Annotated in this window: 19 protein-coding genes; 16 read left to right on the top strand and 3 right to left on the bottom strand. The window is 53.4% G+C overall.

Going from position 1 to position 21422, the window contains the following annotated elements:
• Window positions 1–206 precede the first annotated feature (206 nt).
• Window positions 207–779 (bottom strand): YhcN/YlaJ family sporulation lipoprotein, encoded by a 573-nt coding sequence (locus KI367_RS01930; RefSeq protein WP_212947178.1) that lies wholly within the window; start codon window positions 777–779, stop codon window positions 207–209.
• 108 nt (window positions 780–887) lie between these two features.
• Between KI367_RS01930 and KI367_RS01925 the strand changes: the two genes are divergently transcribed.
• Together KI367_RS01925 and KI367_RS01920 are read left to right on the top strand one after the other, a co-directional pair.
• Window positions 888–2219 carry a PhoH family protein gene (locus tag KI367_RS01925; RefSeq protein WP_036713526.1) on the top strand — a complete coding sequence of 444 codons (1332 nt, stop codon included), beginning with the start codon at window positions 888–890 and terminating at the stop codon, window positions 2217–2219.
• Window positions 2220–2402: 183 nt separating this feature from the next.
• Window positions 2403–3650: an extracellular solute-binding protein gene (locus KI367_RS01920; RefSeq protein WP_212947174.1), complete on the top strand. Its 1248-nt coding sequence runs from the start codon at window positions 2403–2405 to the stop codon at window positions 3648–3650.
• A gap of 15 nt (window positions 3651–3665) precedes the next feature.
• On the opposite strand, the gene KI367_RS01915 is transcribed toward KI367_RS01920, so the two are convergent.
• Window positions 3666–4766 (bottom strand): coiled-coil domain-containing protein, encoded by a 1101-nt coding sequence (locus tag KI367_RS01915; protein WP_246536514.1) that lies wholly within the window; start codon window positions 4764–4766, stop codon window positions 3666–3668.
• A 239-nt stretch (window positions 4767–5005) separates the two neighbouring features.
• Window positions 5006–5242 (bottom strand): DUF2626 domain-containing protein, encoded by a 237-nt coding sequence (locus KI367_RS01910; protein WP_036713522.1) that lies wholly within the window; start codon window positions 5240–5242, stop codon window positions 5006–5008.
• 358 nt (window positions 5243–5600) lie between these two features.
• On the opposite strand from KI367_RS01910, the gene KI367_RS01905 reads away from it, so the two are divergent.
• The 14 genes from KI367_RS01905 (at window position 5601) to KI367_RS01840 (ending at window position 21309) form a co-directional block, all read left to right on the top strand.
• Window positions 5601–6248, top strand: a complete 648-nt coding sequence (locus KI367_RS01905; RefSeq protein ID WP_036713520.1) for an RsfA family transcriptional regulator — start codon at window positions 5601–5603, stop codon at window positions 6246–6248.
• Between the two features lie 226 nt (window positions 6249–6474).
• Window positions 6475–7452, top strand: a complete 978-nt coding sequence (locus KI367_RS01900; protein ID WP_212947173.1) for a ketopantoate reductase family protein — start codon at window positions 6475–6477, stop codon at window positions 7450–7452.
• 5 nt (window positions 7453–7457) lie between these two features.
• Complete coding sequence (locus tag KI367_RS01895; RefSeq protein WP_212947172.1) at window positions 7458–7847, top strand: DUF3397 domain-containing protein; 390 nt, start codon at window positions 7458–7460, stop codon at window positions 7845–7847.
• Between the two features lie 143 nt (window positions 7848–7990).
• Entirely contained in the window at window positions 7991–9646 is a 1656-nt protein-coding gene (locus tag KI367_RS01890) for a peptide ABC transporter substrate-binding protein (protein ID WP_212947171.1), read from the top strand.
• 211 nt (window positions 9647–9857) lie between these two features.
• Complete coding sequence (locus tag KI367_RS01885) at window positions 9858–10790, top strand: ABC transporter permease (protein WP_212947170.1); 933 nt, start codon at window positions 9858–9860, stop codon at window positions 10788–10790.
• A gap of 2 nt (window positions 10791–10792) precedes the next feature.
• On the top strand, window positions 10793–11740 hold the full coding sequence (locus KI367_RS01880) for an ABC transporter permease (RefSeq protein WP_052147241.1): 948 nt from the start codon (window positions 10793–10795) through the stop codon (window positions 11738–11740).
• A gap of 14 nt (window positions 11741–11754) precedes the next feature.
• Window positions 11755–12750, top strand: coding sequence for an ABC transporter ATP-binding protein (locus tag KI367_RS01875; protein ID WP_036713512.1), 996 nt, complete (start codon window positions 11755–11757; stop codon window positions 12748–12750).
• Window positions 12747–13676 (top strand): ABC transporter ATP-binding protein, encoded by a 930-nt coding sequence (locus KI367_RS01870; protein WP_036713511.1) that lies wholly within the window; start codon window positions 12747–12749, stop codon window positions 13674–13676. Before KI367_RS01875 ends, KI367_RS01870 begins: the two co-directional genes overlap by 4 nt.
• A 250-nt stretch (window positions 13677–13926) precedes the next feature.
• Window positions 13927–15558, top strand: coding sequence for a bacillithiol biosynthesis cysteine-adding enzyme BshC (bshC, locus tag KI367_RS01865; RefSeq protein WP_036713509.1), 1632 nt, complete (start codon window positions 13927–13929; stop codon window positions 15556–15558).
• Window positions 15559–15587: 29 nt separating this feature from the next.
• A complete protein-coding gene (locus KI367_RS01860) occupies window positions 15588–16859 on the top strand; it encodes an adenosylhomocysteinase (RefSeq protein ID WP_212947168.1) in 1272 nt (423 codons plus the stop codon).
• 215 nt (window positions 16860–17074) lie between these two features.
• The gene (gene mraZ / locus KI367_RS01855; protein WP_036713507.1) at window positions 17075–17512 is read left to right on the top strand and encodes a division/cell wall cluster transcriptional repressor MraZ; all 438 of its coding nucleotides are present in this window, start codon (window positions 17075–17077) and stop codon (window positions 17510–17512) included.
• A gap of 20 nt (window positions 17513–17532) precedes the next feature.
• The gene (gene rsmH, locus KI367_RS01850; RefSeq protein WP_212947167.1) at window positions 17533–18483 is read left to right on the top strand and encodes a 16S rRNA (cytosine(1402)-N(4))-methyltransferase RsmH; all 951 of its coding nucleotides are present in this window, start codon (window positions 17533–17535) and stop codon (window positions 18481–18483) included.
• A 75-nt stretch (window positions 18484–18558) separates the two neighbouring features.
• Window positions 18559–18993, top strand: coding sequence for an FtsB/FtsL family cell division protein (locus KI367_RS01845; RefSeq protein ID WP_212947162.1), 435 nt, complete (start codon window positions 18559–18561; stop codon window positions 18991–18993).
• 9 nt (window positions 18994–19002) lie between these two features.
• Window positions 19003–21309, top strand: coding sequence for a penicillin-binding transpeptidase domain-containing protein (locus tag KI367_RS01840; protein ID WP_212947160.1), 2307 nt, complete (start codon window positions 19003–19005; stop codon window positions 21307–21309).
• Window positions 21310–21422: the final 113 nt, after the last annotated feature.

The raw sequence follows: 21422 nt of genomic DNA, 5'->3' as shown, positions 1-21422 counted from the left end.
AGATGTCCGAAGCAGTTGCACGTTGCACTCATCCGTTATATGCCATCCAACCGAAAGCAGCAGCTGCCGGCCTGCCGGTTCATAAGCAGGACGCCGTTGCTTGCGTCCGCATGCGAATAATGAAAAAGCCTAGTGAGCATCTCACTGGGCTTTTTCTTCATTTCGCGCGGAAAATGTTGCGTTTTGCGGAATTTTCCCTCGGGTCATTAGCGGTTAGGCGTCGGAGCAGCCGGTGTAGTTCCGTTGTTCCGCGGCTTGACGTCCTTAGGAAGCTGGGGAACGATTCGTCCGACGATGTCGGCCAGCTCGGAAGCGAAGCCGGAGACGGGTTCGCCTTTCCGGATATGCTCGCCGATCTCTGCGATTCTGTGCGACAAATCCATGTCGGCGGTCACGAGCGCGTTTTTCCCGCGCGGATCCTTGCGGAGCGCTTCGGCAACCGAATATTTGATGTTTCCTACGCGGGAGCGGGTAAGGTTGCCGTCCACGTCGATGCCGACGACCGCCGTGTTGCCGAACACGACCGCATGCGCCTTTTTGACGCCGGCCACGCGTTCGGCCAAAGCTTCCAGATGGTTTTTGATCGACAAATCCGCTGCATGGTCTGTCGTATGATCGGCGGCATTGTCGGTTGATTGCAGCCTAACCCGGTTATCGTTGGCAGAGGCGGCCGCCGGACCTTGTTTATTTTGAGGAGAGGGTGATGCGTTTTTGTTCTGAGCGTTGTTACAGCCGCTAATGACAGCCAATGCCAGCACGACAAGCAGAAGCATTCTCATATGTGATCGTCCTTTCCAGGTCATAGATTCTAATGGCGAATTGTAACTTAGGATGTCCATGACGGAATAATTTATGTGTTCATTATGAGTTTGGTGGAGGGAGAAAGTATGAGAAAAATTTTTGTGCTCGATACCAATGTGCTGCTTCACGACCCCAAAGCGATTTATGCTTTCGACGAGCATGAAGTCGTCATTCCCGCCGTGGTGCTGGAAGAGATCGATTCCAAAAAACGCAATGCGGACGAAATCGGCCGCAATGCGCGGACCGTGTCGCGCTTGCTCGATCAGCTGCGGGAAGTCGGGCATCTGCACAGCGGGGTTGAATTATACAACGGCGGCCGCCTGAAGGTGGAACTGAATCATCGAAGTTTTCTCAAGGTGCAGGAGATGTTCGGGGAAATTACCAACGACAACCGCATACTCGCCGTGGCCTTGAATTATCATATGGAAGAGGGCGAAAAAGAGGATCCCTCCGAAGTCGTGCTCGTCAGCAAGGACGTGCTGGTCCGGATTAAAGCCGACGTGCTGGGCCTCAATACGCAGGATTATTTGTCGGACCGGACGGCGGGACCGGACGATCTTTACGCAGGCAACCTCAAGCTGAAGGTGCATCCGTCGGTGATCGACGAATTTTATTCGTACCGCTTTTTGCCGGTCAAGCCGCTCCAGCTTTCCTATCCGCTTCATCCGCATGAATTCGTCATTCTCAAGGATGAAATGGGCAGCACGAAATCGGCGTTGTTAAAGGTGAATGCCGAGGGCACCCGGCTGGAGCCGCTGTATTTGAGTAACGACCCCGTATGGGGCATATGCGCCCGAAACGCCCAGCAGCGCATGGCCCTGGAGCTGCTGCTGAACGACGACATTCCGCTCGTCACCATCACGGGTAAGGCGGGCACGGGGAAGACGCTGCTGGCGCTGGCGGCGGGGCTGATGAAAGTGGAAGACGAGCACAAGTACAAAAAACTGCTGATCGCCAGGCCCGTCGTGCCGATGGGCAAGGATATCGGATATCTCCCCGGGGAAAAGGACGAGAAGCTGCGTCCATGGATGCAGCCGATTTACGACAACCTGGAGTTTTTGTTCGATACGAAAAAATCGGGCGACATCGACAAAATCCTGATGGGGCTCGGCAGCATCCAAGTCGAGGCGTTGACCTACATCCGCGGCCGGTCCATCCCGGGGCAGTTTATCATCGTGGACGAAGCGCAAAATTTGTCCCGGCATGAAGTCAAAACGATCGTATCCCGGGTCGGGGAAGGAAGCAAAATCATCCTGATGGGCGATCCCGAACAGATCGACCACCCGTATCTGGACGCATCCAGCAATGGCCTGACTTATATCGTCGAAAAGTTCAAAGCCGAAAACATCAGCGGTCATATTACGCTCGAAAAAGGGGAACGCTCCAAACTGGCCCAATTGGCGGCGGATTTGCTGTAGAGGAATGCAAAGCGGCATAAAGTCCTGGATCATCTGCCCGTCATGGAGCATAGGATCCAGGGCTTTTGATCATGTTGAACGGGAAGAGTCAATCATTTCCAACAAAAAGTAGGACAAGCGCCCTACCTTTTTGATAAACTATGAGTGGTGGATGAAGCAATTCTCCGAGGAGGCGGGGCTGATTTGAAGCGGAAAAATTACTGGTTTTTGTTTGCCATCCTGCTGCTGTCATTGACGAGCTTGTCGCAGGGCCAAAATTTGACGTCCGACAGCAGCCGCGGCGAAGAGAGAAAAACGAGCGTCTGGAATCCGCAGCCTGCCTCGCCGGAGGATACGGACCCCAAGCCGATCCGGGTCGTCACCCATGTCAATGAATCCGATTTCAATACATTGCTCGATTTGAACAAGGCTTTCGTCAGCGAAACCGGAATACAGGTCGAACTGAAAAACATGCCGGATGCCGACGCCTACCGACAGCTGACGGCAGCGCTGAAGGTCGGCGAAGGGCCGGATATCATGCTGGTCAACAGTCCGTGGATCCATCCGCTGGCGCTCGGCGGTTACATATTGCCTGCAGAATCCTATCAGAGCAGCACGACGGGGAGCGACGTCATCAGCCCGGTTTCCCAAATGCTTGAATGGAACGGTTATCAGTGGGGCGTGCCGCTGGACATGGACCCTTACGTGCTGGTTTGGCGGAGGCAAGCTGCTTTGCCGGGGAGCGGCGACGCCTTGCCGGGAGACAAGGAATGGAAGGAATTTGCCGCCAAGCTGGAAAGCCGCAAGGATAAACAAACGATCGCCCTTCCTTCGGGGGACGCGTATGCTTTTGCGGCTTTCATGGGGGCTTTCGGGACGGAGAATCCGGTCAATCCTTCGGACGAAGCGATGGAAGCCATCATGAAACTCCGGCCCTCCATCCGGTTCATCCCAAGCGGCGACATGCCAAAAGCCTGGTCGAGCCTCAGCGAAGGGGGACTTGCCTTGATGTCCGTACCTTACTCTGCTGCCTCCCAGGCGAACGTGGATCGTATGGGGTTCCGGGTGCCGGAGCGGCTGTACGCGGCCAATCCGTTTTTGCTGCGCGGGCGGTCCTTCGCCGTATCCTCGCAGATCGAGGATCCCGGCAAAGCCGCCGGCTGGATCGCCTATATGACGTCGGATACGTCCCTGAACCTGTGGACGGATTCCACGGGATATTTGCCGGTCCGTAAAAAAGTGTATGCGCAGGACGGTTTCCCGCCGGCCACACCGCCGCTTTCGCTCGACCGTCTGCTGCAGCCAAGCGAAGGCGGGGCTTTGGACCGTTCGCTGCAGTCGAAATGGAACGATTTTGCGGCTGCCGCGAAGCTTTTCCTTTCCGGCAAAAGCACCGACGTGCAGTACAGGGAGGCCATGGGCGGACGCCCGAATGAAAAAGCTTCGGAATGATGTCTCCGAGGCAATCTACATGGACAGCTTTAAGGTCACATGCAGAACCTGATCCGTACTGCTGACTTCCGTCGCTTTGACGAACGATACGATTTGCTGCGGATAAAAGCCGAGGTCGAATTCGCTTTCGAGCTGGCGGCAGGTCGTGTCGGGCAGCTCCAGTCCGTTGAACACGAGCTTGTCGACATGGAACAGGATCGAGTTTTCGGGTTCGTTTTCGATGCTGTAATGCCCTTCGACCTGCAGGGTCAACGTGCCGCTTTTTCCTTCCGCCACCACTTTGCCGTCCCGGAAACGGAAAGCGAAATTTTTGAAAAGCTCGTTTTTGCTGACCAGAAATTCGTTCAGGTCTTTTTCCTGGACTTCGATCGTATACGTGGTGCCGTTCGTCCGAATGGCGCCTTTTTTGCTCTGGATAAATTCGGGCAAATCGTTCATGGCCGACGCAAGCGCCGAGAAGTAACGCTTCACCTCGTAAATCCCGATGTTTTCCCAATAGGCCGTAAACTCCGAAATCATTTTTTTCATCGCTTCCGGATCGCTGCTGTCGGCCAGATCGCCGTCTAGCTCCTTTTGGAGCGCAAGCACGCGTTCTTTCTGGCGTATGAGATTGTTTTTGATTTGTTCCAGCTGGCGATAGGAATCCTCAAGCCGCCGCTTCGTTTCCTGAATGCCGGCGTACTGGGACCGATAAGCATCCAGCACCGTTTTGTCCTGATCCATGATCATGTCGTAAAAGTCGTATATTTCGAGAAGTTCGCCGATGCTTTGGGCCGACAAAAACATGGCGAGCAGATTGTCCCTTTCGCCCATATAATAAGCCCTGACGACGGCGCCCGCCCGTTCTTGACGGCTTTCGATTTGTTTTTCTTTCTCTTCGAGCTGGATTTGAAGCTCGTCGATTTCTTTTTGCGTTTTTCCCTGCCGGCTTGCGATCCGCTCGATTTCATGGTCGATTTCCACGATCGAAAGCCCTTTTTGCAGCAATTGCTGCTGCTCCGCATCCTCCGGAATTCCGGGGTCAGCTAGTAGCGTCCGCTGCGGATGCAGCAGGGAGAGGAGCAAAATCGGCACGATCAGAACCAACAGCCGTTTTTGCCTCAAGATGCCCTTCACAGATTTTCCCCCCTCCAGGCAAGACCTAAAACAACGTGATTGCCAGTCCCATTGTCAACTATATGCATGGGCAGTCCATTTCATAATCCCGATCGAGGCTTCGACCGGATCAAAAATGAAAGTTGCGCCTTGGCGGCCCGAGTGCAAAAGGACGGGAAGCAAAGAAAAAAGACGGTCCGGCAACGGTGTCGGATCGTCTCTTTTTGGTCATTCTTCATACCGATTGATCGGGAACCGAATTACAGCGGCAGACCCATTTTGAAGACTGTCCAGTAGCTGAAACCGGTGAATGTCACGATCATGTAGGCCCAGAAGAGGTAAATATAGGTTTTTTCCGTAAATTTCAGATAACCCAAAATCATGAAAAAGGCAGTTTGCACGAAAAAGAGCAGCGCCATCTCCACCATGTCTCCGGCATATGCCATCAAACCGATCGCGAGCGTAAAGAAGCCAAGTACTCGAAACATGCGTGCCATGCAGGTATCCCCCTCTCTTATGTACGGTCGTAGCTTTACTACACATCATTATAACGTTATCCCAAAAGGGTGTAAACGAAAAGTCATGAACAATTGTGAACTTTTTTCCTTCCGTCATCCTTATTGTGATCATTGATATGGAAAGTATTCAAGGAGCGGCAAGCAGAGTCGAATTTCCGGCAGAAGGAGTATGAGCCCCTTAAAATTTGGCAATACAATTTAGTATCAAATAGATTCTATGAACTCTATGAGAAGCATAGAAATGGAAATAAGCAGCTGTAATACCTCATCAAACCATACGGAAACCAAGGGGTTTGAGGACGGTTATTTTAGGATGTTGTTAGGAGGGTTTTGTTGCATGACAGCAGTAAGACAAGATGCGTGGAGTGCCGAAGACGATCTTATTTTGGCGGAGGTGACCTTAAGGCATATCCGCGAGGGGAGCACGCAGCTGGCCGCATTTGAAGAGGTCGGCGAAAAAATCGGCAGAACTCCCGCCGCTTGCGGATTCCGCTGGAACAGCTGCGTCCGCAAAAAGTACGAGGAAGCCATCAGCCTGGCGAAATCGCAGCGGCAAAAACGAAGCTATTACAAAAAACAACCCGCCAATACCGGGCTTCAGGTTGCGGGCCTGGGACTCGAAGCCGAAGCCGGTTATTACAAAGTGGAAGGCGCAAGCGAGGAGTCGCTGTCGATTGATGCCGTCATCCGCTTTTTGCGCCAATGGAAGGGGAATTTGCAGGAGAACGGCCGCCAGCTGAAAATGCTCGAGAAGGAGCTTCGCGAAAAAGAAGAAGAAATCGCCCATTTGAGAAGAATCAACGAGCAGCTGAGCAAGGAAGTGAACGAGGTCCAGACGGACTACCGGGTTGTCAATGACGATTACAAGGCGCTGATCCAAATCATGGACCGGGCGCGTCGGCTTGCTTTCTTGACCGAGGAAGAGGAAGAGCTGAAAACCCGCTTTAAAATGGACGCAAACGGCAATCTTGAACGGATTGAATAGGCGTTAACATCATCAAGCCGTCACCCGAAGCACCCGTCCGGAACCGCTGGGGTCAAAACAGCGCCGAACGGGTATTTTCGCGGCAAGGGGAGACCGAAGAAGTCTGTGCTGAAGAAGCATCAGACTTTTTTCTCGTTTCGGGGAGCGGCCATGGGATATAATGACGGTAGCAGGAACGGCATGTTCCCTGCACACACACAAACAGGACAAGCAGGTGGGGTAAACGATGATGATCGATTTGATCGGGGGCGGCTCCCTCGGCCTTTTATACGGCGGAAAACTTGCGGCGGCAGGCGCCGACGTGCGGTTATGGTGCCGGACGCCGGAGCAAGCGGCCAAGCTTGCTTCCCGGGGCATCACGATTCGGGATGCGGACGGAGGGACCGAGAGTCAAGCGAAAGCCGGCTCTTTTTTCGCGGGCCCGTTGGAAGGGTTTGCCGAGGCGTGGACCGCAAGGCCGGGACGCTGGATTTTGCTTATGACCAAACAAAAAGACACCGAAGAAGCGAGCCGGATGTCGGCCGGCAGGCTGGCATCGGGAAAACGGGCGACGGATCATCCGCCGGGCGTGGTTTGTTTCCAAAACGGATACGGGCATATGGAAAAGCTGGAAAAGCTGCTTCCCGGCTGGCCGCTGTATGCGGCGGTGACGACGGAGGGCGCCAAGCGGGCGGACGCCTGCGAAGTGGTGCATGCAGGAGCGGGAACGACATGGCTCGGACCGGCCGGACGGGAGCACGCGCGCCATATGGAGGAACGTCCCGAAGAATTGGTCCAAATGCTGCAAAAAGCAGGATTTTCGGCAGTTTTAGCGAATGACATCGATAGAAGAATTTACCGTAAACTGTTGGTCAATTCGGTCATCAATCCGCTTACCGCGCTGTGGAATGTTCCGAACGGGGAACTGCTCGCTTCATCCGAACGATTGCGGACGATGAGCATGCTGCTTCAAGAGGCGCTCGCCGTTTACGATGCATCCGGAATCGCTTGGGAAGAAGACATTTGGGACCAGATTCTGGAGGTTTGCAGGGCCACGGCCGGCAATATCTCGTCGATGCTGAAGGATGTCAGAAACGGGGCGGAAACCGAAATCGACTGGATCAACGGGGCGGTGATCGGTTTGGCGAACCAGGCCGGCGTGCGGGCTCCGCTTCATGAGCTTATGGTCGGTTTGGTGAAAGGGCTGTCGATTCGAGAGGAGTGATTCATTTGGATTTCCTGAAAAATTCGTTTATCTTTTTGAGCATTCTCCCGTTTTTTCCTTTTTTGCTCGTATACTTTACCCACTACCGGTGGAAACATAACAAAAAAGCTTCCCTGAAAGTGGCCATGGATGTCACGACCCTGTTCCTGATCATCTCGGTTTCGGCGCTCTTTAATTTGACTTTTAATTCCAGCTTCGGTTTTTATCTCATTTTGCTGCTTTTGCTGATTGGCGTCGGCCTTGTGGGCAGCGCGCAGAACCGCCTCAAAGGCCGGGTCGACGTCCAAAAAATGGCAAAGCTGATCTGGCGGATGTCTTTTGTCATCATGAGCTTCAGTTATCTTTTATTTACAATTATTGGGATCGTTAAATACATATTCATAACAATGTCTTAGAAAATATGCAGAAATAAAAATGACCACAACGGCATCATGCTTAGATATTCAAGGTGTTAACTTTGGTGTTGGGTATAGATTTTTTTGACCACTGGTTGTATAATCATTTACCATACACTTAATAACCTTAGGGGGACTACATCATGAGAAGGAAAACACTATTAACCCTACTAACGATGCTCCTTGTTGTGGGAACCGTTCTTGCGGGCTGCGGCTCGAAGAATGCCGGCGGCGGCTCCAAGGAAAACGCCTCCGCTGCCAAAGATCAAATACTCCACATGAACCTCAGCGCAGAACCGCCGACGTTCGATCCGGCGCAAGCGCAAGATTCCCAGGCTCATACCGTGCTCAACATGATGTACGAAGGCCTGGTCCGCTTGGATGAAAACAGCAAACCAGTCCCTGGCGTAGCCGAAAAATGGGATATTTCTTCCGATGGACTGAAGTATGTTTTCCACCTCCGCAAAGATGCGAAATGGAGCAATGGCGACCCGGTAACGGCGAAGGACTTCGTCTTTGCTTGGCAGCGCGTGCTCGATCCGAACACGACTCCAGCTCCGCCTTACGCATATCAGCTGTATTACATTAAAGGTGCCGAAGAGTACAACAACAAAAAAATGACCGATTTCAGCCAGGTAGGCGTCAAAGCGACCGACGACCATACGCTGGAAGTCACGCTGAAAAACCCTACGCCTTATTTCCTGGGCCTGACTTCGTTTTACACGTTCTATCCGGTTCACCAATCCGTGAAGGATAACCCGAAATGGGCCGCGGATCCAAAAACGATGATCTCGAACGGTCCTTTCACGCTCACGACTTGGACAACCGGGCAAAAAATCGAAGTATCGAAAAACGCGAACTACTGGGACAACAAGGACATTAAGCTGAACAAAATCACGATGTCCCTTTCCAACAGCGGCGCGACCGAGCTTTCCAGCTACAGAAGCGGCCAGTTGGATTACGCGGGCATGCCGAACGGCGAGATTCCTACCGACCAAATGCCTGCCGTGAAAAAACAACTGCAAAACGAGCTGAACCTGAAACCGATCGGCAGCGTGTACTACTATCAGTTCAACGTAACCGCGAAGCCGTTCGACAACGCGAAAATCCGCAAAGCTTTTGCCATGGCGATCAGCCGTCAAGAAATCGTCGACAAAGTGACGCAAAGCGAAGAAAAGCCGGCTTTCGGATTCGTTCCTCCGGGCATTGCGGGCGAAAAGGAAGAATTCCGCACGGAGCATAAAGACGACTATTTCACCGAAAACATGGACGAAGCGAAAAAACTGCTGCAGGAAGGCATGAAGGAAGAAGGCTACACGACGCTTCCGCCAGTGACCTTGATCTACAACTCCAGCGAAAAGCATAAAAAAATCGCTCTGGCCGTGGCGGACATGTGGAAGAAAAACCTCGGCGTGACCGTTCAGACGGAAAACCAGGAATGGGGCGTGTTCCTCAAAAACCGCAGAAGCCTGAACTACCAAATTGCACGCGCCGGCTGGAGCCCGGACTACAACGATCCGATGACGTTCTTTGACCTGTGGACTTCGAAGAGCGGCAACAACGACATCGGCTTCAAAAACAAAGAATACGACGCGCTTGTCAGCGATGCTTTGGCTTCCTCCGACAACGCAAAACGCATGGATGATTTCGTCAAAGCTGAAAAACTTTTGATTCAGGATCAACAAGTGCTGTTACCGATTTACTATTACACCAACGTAGCACTGATCAAACCGAACCTTAAAGGTGTAATTATCGATTACGCGGGTGGCGTAGACTTTACGCGCGCTTATTTCGAGTAAATGTTAGTGTAAAATGGGAAGGTAATTCGGGATATATATGTGGATCATCCATATATATCCCGTTTTTTTTGCATGGGATATGCTTGAGGTAGATATTTCTTCAATTAGTAATAAATAGATTGGACAAAAGCGCCTCGGATTCTTTAAAATCGAATTATATCGATAATTGTCGAAAAATGTAGAAAAAAATGCGGGGAGGGTTAAATCGGGCATGGTTCGTTATGTAGCCAACAAGTTCTTTTACATGCTGGTGTCGTTGTTCATTTTGATATCAGCCACCTTTTTTCTGATGAAAGCCATACCTGGGGATCCTTTTATGTCCGAGAAAAAGGTTCCGCCTGAGATCCAAGCCCGTCTCATGGAGCAGTACGGTCTCGATAAACCGGTATATGTGCAATATTTTAAATATTTGGGCGATATTGCCACGGGGGATTTCGGCATATCGATGAAACACCAAAACCAAGAGGTAACGGATATCATTTTGCAGACCTTCTCGGCTTCCCTGAAGCTTGGCCTGATCGCGATCGTCATATCGGTCATCATCGGGATCTTGCTCGGGATGCTCGCGGCCCTGTACCACCGAAAGCTGATTGACAACGTGGCCATGATCCTTGCCGTTTTGGGAATCGCGGTACCAAGCTTCGTGCTTGCGTCCCTCATCCAGTTTATATTCGGCGAAAAGCTCGGATGGTTCCATGTCATGGGCTTCGACGGCCCGCTCGATTATGTGCTGCCCGTCGCCGCTTTGTCTGCGCAACCGATTGCCTTTATCGCGCGTTTGACGCGTTCCAGCATGCTTGAAGTGCTGCATGCCGACTACATCAAGACAGCCAAGGCGAAAGGCCTGAACTGGATGGCGATCATGTTCAGACACGTCATCCGCAACGGCATTTTGCCGGTGGTGACCTACATCGGTCCGATGACCGCCAACATCATTACGGGTTCGGTCGTCATCGAACAAATCTTCGGCATCGGCGGCATCGGCAAAGTGTTCGTCGAGTGCATCACGAACCGGGATTACACGATGATCATGGGCGTGACCATTTTCTACGGCGTGCTGCTCATGCTGGCGCGTTTCATTACGGATATCGTTTATGTGCTGGTTGATCCTCGCATTAAATTGACCGGCGGGAAGGAGGGATAACGGTGGCAGCGAATGAGACAACTTTCACGAGCGTGAGCGCCGAGCTGACGCCGGAGGACTTCCGGAAAATCGGCGTCGACGAAAAACAGGCCGAGATCATTCAACGGGAAAGCATATCGGCATGGAAAGACGCGTGGCAGCGGCTGAGCAAAAACAAATTGGCGATGGCCAGCCTTGTCGTGCTGCTGCTCATCGTCCTGGCGGCGATTTTCGGTCCGATGTTCGCGCATTTCGATTCTTCGACCAACGACCTGCTGAACACGAACCAGCCGCCGTCCAAAGAGCACTGGTTCGGCACCGACGATTTGGGACGCGACATGTTCGTGCGGACCTGGATGGGCACGCGGATTTCCCTCATCGTCGGTCTGGCCGCGGCACTGATCGATTTGCTGATCGGCGTCATCTACGGCGGGATCATGGGTTATTTCGGCGGACGCGTCGATGCTATCATGAATAAATTTTCGGAGGTATTGTACTCCATTCCTTATATGCTCGTAACGATTTTGCTGCTGGTGGTCTTTGAACCAAGCATCGGCACGATCATTTTGGCCCTGACGATTACGGGGTGGATCAACATGTCCTGGATCGTCCGCGGCGAGATCATGCAGCTCAAAAACCGGGAATTCGTGCTTGCTTCCCGTTCCATGGGCGCAGGCTCCGGCCGGCTGCTGTTCCGGCACCTGCTGCCGAACGCGGTGGGACCGATCATCGTTACGCTGACGTTGTCCGTGCCGAACGCGATTTTTTCCGAGGCGTTCCTGAGCTTCCTAGGTCTCGGGGTGCAGGCGCCAAGAGCGTCGCTCGGCTCGATGATCAACGACGCGTTGACCGGCTGGATGTATTATCCTTGGCGGATGCTGTTCCCGGCGATCATTATCAGCTTGACCATGCTTGCGTTTAATATTTTCGGTGATGGCCTCCGCGATGCGCTCGATCCGAAACTGAAATAACAGGAGGTGAGATCATGGATCCGATTTTACAAGTAAAAGACCTGCATGTCTCCTTTAAGGTCAAGGGCGGAGAGGTGAAAGCCGTTCGCGGCATGAACTTCGAAATCGGCAAAGGGGAAACGGTGGCGATCGTGGGCGAATCCGGTAGCGGAAAAAGCGTCACGGCCCAAACGATCATGCGCCTCATTCCGTCCCCGCCGTCCCAAATCAAAAGCGGTGAAATCATTTTTCAGGGCGAAGATATCCTGAAAAAGACAAATAAAGAGATGGAAGCGATCCGCGGCAAAGATATCGGCATGATCTTCCAGGATCCGATGACTTCCCTCAACCCTACGATCAAAGTAGGCAGACAAATCACGGAAGTGCTGATGAAGCACCAGAAAATGACGAAAGCCGAAGCCAAGGAGCGCGGCATCGAAATGCTGAAGCTCGTCGGCATCAAAAACCCGGAGGAACGTTTCGGGCAATACCCGCACGAGTTCTCCGGCGGCATGCGCCAGCGCGTCATGATCGCGATCGCGCTGGCCTGCAATCCGGCGCTGCTGATCGCGGACGAACCGACGACGGCGCTGGACGTGACGATTCAGGCGCAAATCATGGACGTCATGAAGGATATGCAGAAAAAATTCGGCACCTCCATCATTTTGATTACGCACGACCTTGGCGTCGTGGCCGGCATGTGCGACCGCGTCATCGTCATGTACGCCGGCGAAGTGGTGGAGACCGGAACGAAATGGGAGATATTCAAAAACCCGCAGCACCCGTATACGAAAGGGCTGCTTCGTTCCATGCCGCGGCTGGACCAGAAGAAAAACGAGCCGCTCATTCCGATCATCGGCACTCCGCCGGATCTGATCAAGCCGCCGATCGGGTGCGCGTTTTGCGCGCGCTGCGACGAGGCCATGAAGGTCTGCGAGCGCCTCAACCCGGGCGAAACGGTATTCAGCGACACCCAGTCGGCGCGCTGCTGGAATCTGCATGAAATGGCGAAGGAGGTTCGTTCGTCATGAAAGAAAACCATTTGATCGAAGTCGAAGGCTTGAAAAAATATTTTAACGTCGGAAACGGCAAAATCGTCAAAGCGGTCGACGATCTCAACTTCTATATCCGCGAAGGCGAAACGCTCGGGATGGTCGGCGAATCCGGCTGCGGCAAATCGACGGCCGGCCGTACCATTCTCCGCTTGTACGAGCCGACCGCCGGAAGCGTCCGGTTTAACGGCACGGACATTTACAAGCTGTCGCCAAGCAAAATGAAGGCGATGCGCCGCGACATGCAAATGATTTTCCAGGATCCGTACGCATCGCTGAATCCGCGGTTTACCGTATCGGACATCATCGGCGAAGCGCTGGACATCCACAAGATGGCGGGAAGCCGCAAGGAACGGAAGAAGCGGATCGAGGAGCTGCTGGACATGGTCGGTTTGAATCCGGACCACGCGACGCGTTATCCGCATGAATTTTCGGGGGGCCAGCGCCAACGGATCGGCATCGCCCGCGCGCTTGCGGTCAATCCGAAATTCATCATCTGCGACGAGCCGATTTCCGCGCTGGACGTCTCCATCCAGGCCCAGGTGGTCAACCTGCTGCAGGAGCTGCAGGACCGTCTCGGCTTGACGTATTTGTTCATCGCGCACGACCTGTCCATGGTCAAGCATATCAGCGACCGCGTCGCGGTCATGTACCTCGGCAAAATGGTCGAGCTTGCGGACAGCGAAGAGCTGTATGCCAACCCGATCCACCCGTACACCAAAACGCTGCTGTCGGCGATCCCGATTCCGGATCCGGAAATCGAGGAGAACAAAAAGCGGCTCGTGATGAACGACGGATTATCGGGGCCGATCCATTCGGCCAAGGACGGAAATGCAGCGGCGGAGGAAGACACCCGGCTGGTGGAAGTATCCAAAGGCCATTGGGTAGCCGCTCCTTACGCCTAAGCTTCGATGAGGCTGCCGCCGGTTTGAACCGGCGGTTTTTTTTCGTTTGGGCATGGCATACCGGAGAAAGAAGAGTTATAATAATGAAACTGTAACTATTTCGGAAGCATTTGCTCAGGAGGCATGGAAGCTTCCTTCCGATTTCTTTGACGCATGCTGGATCTTTGGTTACAATCAAGGAAGATTTTTGGCAAGGATGCACATATTAAACGAACGATTCAAACAGGTACGATAATAGGAGGCAGACCTCATGAATGTAGTATCGGATTCGCTGAAGAGCGGCTCGGCTCTTGCAGATGATTATATAAACCGCTATGCGCGGGTACAGGATCTGTACGGCGCGGATTTCCGCGACGAAGAGGCCTGGACGCGCCGCGCGGAATGGCTGGATGCATCCGAAGAAACCCGCATCGACAGAAAAGCCCTCGCGGCCTGTCTTCGACAATACAATAAGAAGCATAACGACCATCAAGAGGTACATAAGTCGCTCGATTTGCTGGAGCGGGCGGGTACGCTTGCCGTCGTTGGCGGACAGCAAAGCGGACTGTTTACGGGTTCGCTGCTTGTCGTCTATAAGGCGCTGACCATCGTGCTTGCCGCGAGGGAAGCGGCGGAGCGGCTGCAGCGTCCCGTCGTTCCGGTATTCTGGATTGCAGGCGAAGACCATGACTGGGATGAAGTGAACCATACCCATGTCATGACGCCGGAACTTCAAATCGCCAAAATCAAAATGGACGCGGCTCCAGGTCCGCGCGGGCCGGTGAGCCAGATCCGGGTAACCGGGGAGCAATGGAAACGATCGCTGGACCATTTGGCCAACCTGCTGCCCGACAGCGTCAACAAACCGGCCATCATGGACCTGCTGCATCAAACCGCGGAATCCTCCGGCAATTTGAGCGATGCTTTCGCCAAACTGCTTGGCCGGTTGTTCGGCGAATGGGGCCTGATTTTGCTGGATTCGGCGGATCCGGAGCTGCGCCGGCTGGAGATCCCCGTTTTCGAACGCATCATCCGGCACAATGACGAGCTCGGCGACACGTATCAAGCCGCCGCCGCGAACATAACGGGCAAGGGGTATCCGCTTCAGGCCGACGTCACGGCGGATTGCGCCAATCTTTTTTATGTTTATGAAGGAAACCGGCTGCTGCTGCATAAACATAACGGGACCTTCGCGGACCGCAAAGGCATCGTCAGCTTCACGAAGGAACAACTCGAGCTTGAGCTTGCGAACCACCCGGAACGGTTCAGCAACAACGTTTTGACGCGGCCGCTCATGCAGGAATCCTTGCTTCCGGTGCTGTGTACCGTGCTCGGACAGGGTGAGATTTCGTATTGGGCGATTACGAAAGGAGCCTTTTCCGAGCTGGGATTGCAGATGCCGATTTTGCTCCCGAGAATGTCCTTCACGTTTATTAGCGGATCGGTGCGGAAATACATGGACCATTTCGGCCTGACGTTCCAGGACGTCCAGCACCGTTTTGCCGAGGCGCGCGAGCGCTGGCTGAACGCCCAGGCGGACCTGCATATCGAACCGAGGTTCGAAGAGGCGCGCGCGGCTTTCGAGAAGCTGTATGACCCGCTGATTCAAGAGCTTGGCACGATCCAGTCCGGGCTGCTGCCGCTCGGGGAGAAAAACAAGGACAAAATCCTCGAGCAAATCGCCTATCTCGAACGCAAGACAAAGCAGGCGCTTGAAAAGCGGCATGAGGCGGCGCTCCGCCAGTGGGACTCGATCGCCGCATCCCTGTTCCCGAGCGGCAAACCCCAGGAGCGGGTCTATAACGTTTTCTACTATATAAACCGGTACGGCTTCGGATGGATCCAAGACCTCATGGACAGCTGTACGCGCTACGCGGCGGAACATCAAATCATTGAAATGTAGAAAAACAATTTACGACGAGGAGGTTTTTCATGAGCACGTTGTCCTTGAAAAACAGCATTGTAAAGGATATGTCTTTGGCCCCGGAAGGGCATCTGAAAATCGATTGGGCTTCGGCGCATATGCCGGTATTGAATCAAATCCGCAAACAATTCGAAGCGGAGCAGCCGTTCAAAGGCCTTAAAGTGACGATTGCGCTTCACCTGGAAGCCAAAACCGCCTATTTGGCGAAAGTCGTGCAGGCGGGAGGCGCCGAAGTGACGATCACGGGCAGCAATCCGCTTTCCACGCAGGACGACGTGTGCGCGGCGCTGGTGGAAGACGGCGTGACGGTGCTGGCCAAATACAATCCCGATCCGGACGAATACAAAAGCTTTTTCATTCGCGCCCTGGAAACGAAACCGGATCTGATCATCGACGACGGCGGAGACCTGGTCACGATCCTGCATTCGGAGCGTCCGGACCTGCTCGCGACGATCCGCGGCGGGGCGGAAGAAACGACGACGGGCATCATCCGCCTGAAAGCGCTGGAGAAGGAAGGTTTGCTGAAGCTGCCGATGGTGGCCGTAAATGACGGATACTGCAAATATCTGTTCGACAACCGTTACGGCACGGGGCAATCGGTCTGGGATGCGATCAACCGTACCACCAACCTCGTCGTTGCCGGCAAAACGGCCGTCGTCGTCGGTTACGGCTGGTGCGGCAAAGGGGTGGCGATGCGCGCCAAAGGACTCGGCGCGAAGGTCATCGTGACCGAAGTCGACCCGATCCGCGCCGTGGAGGCCCATATGGACGGCTTTGAAGTGATGCCGATGATCGAAGCGGCAAAACACGGCGATTTCTTCGTGACTGTAACAGGCAACCGCGACGTGATTGCGGGAGAGCATTTCGACGTCATGAAGGACGGGGCGATTTTGTGCAACGCCGGCCACTTCGACGTGGAAGTCAACAAAGTGGACATGGCCAGCCGGGCGGCATCGATCCGGACCGTCCGCCGCAACATTGAGGAATACGAGCTGAAGGACGGGCGCAAGCTGTATCTGCTGGCGGAAGGACGCCTGGTCAATCTGGGCGCGGGAGACGGGCATCCGGCGGAAATCATGGACATGACGTTCTCGCTGCAGGCGATGTCCCTGAAATACGTCAACGACAACTATAAGACGATAGGCAATAAGGTACTGAACGTGCCGCTGGAAATCGATCGGCAGGTAGCTCGCTACAAGCTTGAAAGTTTGGGCATCGGAATCGATGCGTTAACCCAAGGACAGATCGAATACTTGGACAGCTGGACAACGCAAGAGTAAAAGGAAATTTATGGACGGTTTTTCTATTCCCATAAACCCCTTGAATCCTTATGGATCAAGGGGTTTATCCGTTTTTCCGGGAAGGGCTTCTGGTTTTGTATCCAAAAAAAAGCAAGTGCCCGGAAGGATTTTGATTTTGGGTGGCGAATCTAGTATCCTTAAGTGGTGGAAAGTGGTGCAAAGTGGGGATTTGGGGTAAGGAGTTGAGTGGCCGAATGTTTATGGGGGAGTTTCAACATAGCATCGACGATAAGGGCCGTTTGACGATTCCTGCCAAATTCCGCGAGCTTTTGGGCGCATCCTTTGTCATCACCCGCGGCTTGGACCAGTGTCTTTTCGTTTACCCGATGAACGAATGGAGCATCCTCGAGCAGAAGCTCAAATCGCTCCCGCTCATGAAATCCGATGCCCGCGCGTTTACCCGCTTCTTTTTCTCGGGAGCGACGGAATGCGAGTGGGACAAACAGGGAAGGGTAAATTTACCGGGCAATCTGCGCGGGTACGCCGGACTCGAGAAGGAATGCGTGGTCATCGGCGTGTCCAATCGCGTGGAAATTTGGAGCAAGGATACCTGGGAGGCTTATTTTCAGCAGTCCGAGGGCACGTTTAACGAAATTGCTGAAAAGCTGGTCGATTTTAATTTTGAATTGTAATAAGTCTGGAGGGCTGCAGCTTGTTTCATCACATCACGGTGCTTAAAGAAGAAGCGACAGAAGGGCTGCACATTAAACGAGACGGCATTTATGTCGACTGTACGCTTGGCGGGGCGGGGCACAGCTCCCTGATCGCATCCAAGCTTGGAGAATACGGCAGGCTGATTGCGCTGGATCAGGACGACTGGGCGCTGAATAACGCCAGGGAAAGGCTGGCTCCTTACGAGGACAAGGTTTCCTTGGTCAAAACGAACTTCCGCCATTTGGAGGACGCGCTAAAAGAATTGGCGGTGCCGATGAAAGACGGCATACCGCAGGTCGACGGCATTTTGTACGATCTGGGGGTATCCTCGCCGCAGTTTGACGAAGGGGAGCGCGGCTTCAGCTACAATCACGATGCTCCGCTCGACATGCGCATGGACCGATCGTCGGACCTGACGGCCTGGCATATCGTCAATGAATGGCCGGAGCAGGAAATCGCAAGGGTTTTGTACCGGTACGGGGAAGAAAAATTTTCCCGCCGCATCGCGAAGTTCATTATCGAACACCGCAAAGAGGCCCCTATACAAACGACGGGACAGTTGGTCGATATTATTAAAGAAGGAATTCCCGCGGCCGCGCGCAGAACCGGCGGGCATCCGGCGAAGCGGAGCTTTCAGGCGCTGCGGATCGCCGTCAACGACGAACTCGGGGCATTCGAGGAATCGCTCCATCAGGCCGTTCGGTGCCTGGCGCCCGGAGGAAGGGTGTCCGTCATTACGTTCCATTCCTTGGAGGACCGGATTTGCAAGCAAATTTTTAACGGCTATGTCGGCAAATGCACCTGTCCGCCCGATTTTCCGATGTGCGTCTGCGGCGGGAAAGGCGAGCTGAAGCTGGTGAACCGGAAGCCGATCGTTCCCGGCGAAGAGGAGCTCGGACTAAATCCGCGCGCACGTTCGGCGAAGCTGAGGGTGGCCGAAAAACTATGAACGACAGCAAAGGCTTTTTACGATACAGGCTCTATGCTTGCGAAAGCGTAAGACTATGATGAAGGGGAAGAAGACATGGCCTATACCCGTGGTAACTTGGCAGTAAAAGAACAAGCACAGACAAAGCGCAAATCTCCCGGTTACCGGGAAAAGACGATGGTGATCACCCGCCGAACCTATCTTCCGGTCAAAGAGAAACTGCTTTATCTGTTCACGATCGTCGTATGCGTCATGATCGCAAGCCTGGTCATCTGGCAAAACGCGAACATCTACGGGCTGAACAAAGAATACCAGAAGATCGAAAAATCGATCAAGGCGTCGAAACAGGAGATCAGCAGGCTGACGGTCGAAAAGCAGCAGCTGGAAGTGGGAATCCGCGATAAAGCGAAGCAAATGGGCTTCGAGGAAACAAGCGACCAGCAGGTCATCCATGTCGAACGCACGCCGATCTCCGCCAAAAGCGGGGACGCAACAAACGGTTCCGGCACCGACAAAAAACAGGGTTTGTGAGGTTGGATCATGGTTAAAAGAATAAAACTTCGCACTTTGTTACTAGGAGGATTCATCACCCTCCTTTTTGTTGTTTTGTTTATTCGCATGTTTACGCTGCAAATCGTTCAGGGCGCGGACTGGCACGAGAAGGGAGTCGCCAGGTGGGAGAAGCAATCGAAAATCCCGGCGGAGCGGGGCACGATTTCCGACCGGAACGGGGACGTGCTGGCGATTAACGCCCCGGCCTATACGGTCGTGGTCAGCCCGCAAGCGCTCCATGCCAACGGCCTGACGGACATGGTCGTGGACGGGCTTCATCAAATTTTGGGCAAAAACGTGGACGAGCTGAAGGCGCTGGTGAACGCGAAGGACAGCAAAACCGGCGAATACGCCAAAAGCCGCGAGGTCCGCAACGAGGGCTGGAAAATCGACGAAAGCAAAAAAAAGCAAATCGATCAGTTGAACGACAAGCTGAAGGAAGAGCTGAAAAAGAACAAAAAAGGCCAGGAAACGGGCCTGGGCACGATCAAGGAATCCAAGCGCTATTATCCGAAAGGCACGCTCGCCTCCCACATCCTCGGGTATACGGACCGTGAAGGCAAGGCGGTAGCCGGATTTGAATACATGTTCAACAAGGAGTTGGAAGGGAAGCCGGGCAAACTGAAATACGAATCGGACACGTCCGGCGACAAGCTTCCCAACTCGAACGAAATCTATGAACCTGCCGTCAATGGTAAAAATTATAAGCTGACGATCGATAACCAGATCCAGTATTATATCGAAGATGCCATGAAAGAAGCGTTCAATGAATACAAGCCGATCAGCATGACGGTCATTGCCGCCGATCCGAAAACGATGCAGATCTTGGGGATGGCCAATCTGCCGACCTTTGATCCGAACAAGTATTGGAAAACGGAGGACCCGAAAGACTTCTATAACTATGCGGTAAAAGCGACGTACGAGCCGGGTTCCACGTTCAAGATCGTCACGTTGGCCGGGGCAGTGCAGGAAAAGCTGTTTAATCCGAACGCGTTCTACAAATCCGGAACAATCAGGGTGCCGGGCACCCACCAGGACCTGCACGACATTAAGCGTTCAGGCTGGGGAACGATCTCTTATCTGGAAGGGGTTAAACGTTCCAGTAACGTGGCTTTTGTTAAGCTAGGGGAAATGCTGGGCAAGGAACGGCTATTGAAGTATATCAGAGATTTCGGCTTCGGCGAAAAGACGGGCATTGATCTGCCGGGTGAAGTATCAACGAAGATCAATCTGCCGGGTCCCGTCGAAGTGGCCACCGCTTCTTACGGCCACGGCGTATCGGTCACGCCGATCCAGCAGCTTGCGGCGATCAGCGCCGTAGCGAATGGGGGCAAACTGTTAAAACCGCAGATTGTTAAAGAAGAAGCGGATCCGAATACCGGAACCACCAAAACATTTTCGCCTTACACTGTACGCCAGGTCATTTCGCCGGAAGCCGCCAAAGAAACGAGTTATTACCTGGAGCAGGTTGTTGCTGACCGGAAAGACGGCACGGGGAAAAATGCATACATCGACGGTTACCGCGTAGCAGGTAAAACGGGAACGGCTGTCAAAATTGTAAATGGCAAATACGATTATTCCAAATCAGTCGTGTCCTTTATCGGCTTCGCGCCGGTCAACGACCCGAAAATCGCGGTCATCGTCATCATCGACCAACCGAACGATCCGACCGTTGGCGGCGGCAAGGCGGCGGCTCCGGTCTTCAAAAAGATCGTTTCGCAGTCGCTGCAGTACATGGGGGTTCCTAGAAGCGTCGAAAAGAAAGATGAGAAGGACGAAAAAAATAACGCCATTCAAGCGCAAAACCGCCGGCCTGCTCCCGATTTGACGAACAAAAACCTGAAGGACGCGGAAAAGCAGCTCCTCAAAGCGGGCATCGCTTTCGATACGTTGGGCAAAGGGGCGACGGTGGTCAAGCAGTTTCCGGCCAAAGGGACGCCGCTTAGTCCGGAACAACGGATCTACTTGTTTACCCAAACCGACAACGTCATGGAGGTTCCCGACCTTACGGGCGAATCGCTGCGCGATGCCCTGGATGTTCTGACGTTGATGAAAGTACAGGTAAACGTTAGCGGCGAAGGATATGTCGCCAGCCAGAAAGTCACGAACCAGAACGGGAAACGGACGGTGCAGCTGACGTTAAAGCCGGCGGATGCGCTGGACGAAAGCAAGGACGGGGACGACGACAACTCGGATAAGGATGACAAAGATCGGCAAACCGGCAAAAACGAACAGGCCGGCGGGGGGAACCAATCTTCATTGGGAAGAACCAACGGCGTCAACAAAGATAACTGAAAAATTCGGATAAAACCTGTCATTTCAGGGCAGCTTGTTCTATCCCCTGTTTGTCCAGAATACTTATGTTAGGAATAACGGACATGACGATCTGGATAAGCAGGGAGGAATAA

The organism is Paenibacillus cookii (assembly GCF_018333375.1).
Taxonomy (GTDB): Bacteria; Bacillota; Bacilli; order Paenibacillales; family Paenibacillaceae; genus Paenibacillus_AQ; species Paenibacillus_AQ cookii.
This window is presented reverse-complemented; position numbering and strand designations above follow the sequence as displayed.

Excerpts from the sequence above, each read along its gene's own strand:
- KI367_RS01930 (WP_212947178.1), bottom strand. The coding sequence starts at position 779 with ATGAGAATGCTTCTGCTTGTCGTGCTGGCATTGGCTGTCATTAGCGGC.
- KI367_RS01925 (WP_036713526.1), top strand. The coding sequence starts at position 888 with ATGAGAAAAATTTTTGTGCTCGATACCAATGTGCTGCTTCACGACCCC.
- KI367_RS01910 (WP_036713522.1), bottom strand. The coding sequence starts at position 5,242 with ATGGCACGCATGTTTCGAGTACTTGGCTTCTTTACGCTCGCGATCGGT.
- KI367_RS01905 (WP_036713520.1), top strand. The coding sequence starts at position 5,601 with ATGACAGCAGTAAGACAAGATGCGTGGAGTGCCGAAGACGATCTTATT.
- KI367_RS01900 (WP_212947173.1), top strand. The coding sequence starts at position 6,475 with ATGATGATCGATTTGATCGGGGGCGGCTCCCTCGGCCTTTTATACGGC.
- KI367_RS01890 (WP_212947171.1), top strand. The coding sequence starts at position 7,991 with ATGAGAAGGAAAACACTATTAACCCTACTAACGATGCTCCTTGTTGTG.
- KI367_RS01885 (WP_212947170.1), top strand. The coding sequence starts at position 9,858 with ATGGTTCGTTATGTAGCCAACAAGTTCTTTTACATGCTGGTGTCGTTG.
- KI367_RS01875 (WP_036713512.1), top strand. The coding sequence starts at position 11,755 with ATGGATCCGATTTTACAAGTAAAAGACCTGCATGTCTCCTTTAAGGTC.
- KI367_RS01870 (WP_036713511.1), top strand. The coding sequence starts at position 12,747 with ATGAAAGAAAACCATTTGATCGAAGTCGAAGGCTTGAAAAAATATTTT.
- bshC (WP_036713509.1), top strand. The coding sequence starts at position 13,927 with ATGAATGTAGTATCGGATTCGCTGAAGAGCGGCTCGGCTCTTGCAGAT.
- KI367_RS01860 (WP_212947168.1), top strand. The coding sequence starts at position 15,588 with ATGAGCACGTTGTCCTTGAAAAACAGCATTGTAAAGGATATGTCTTTG.
- mraZ (WP_036713507.1), top strand. The coding sequence starts at position 17,075 with ATGTTTATGGGGGAGTTTCAACATAGCATCGACGATAAGGGCCGTTTG.
- KI367_RS01845 (WP_212947162.1), top strand. The coding sequence starts at position 18,559 with ATGGCCTATACCCGTGGTAACTTGGCAGTAAAAGAACAAGCACAGACA.
- KI367_RS01840 (WP_212947160.1), top strand. The coding sequence starts at position 19,003 with ATGGTTAAAAGAATAAAACTTCGCACTTTGTTACTAGGAGGATTCATC.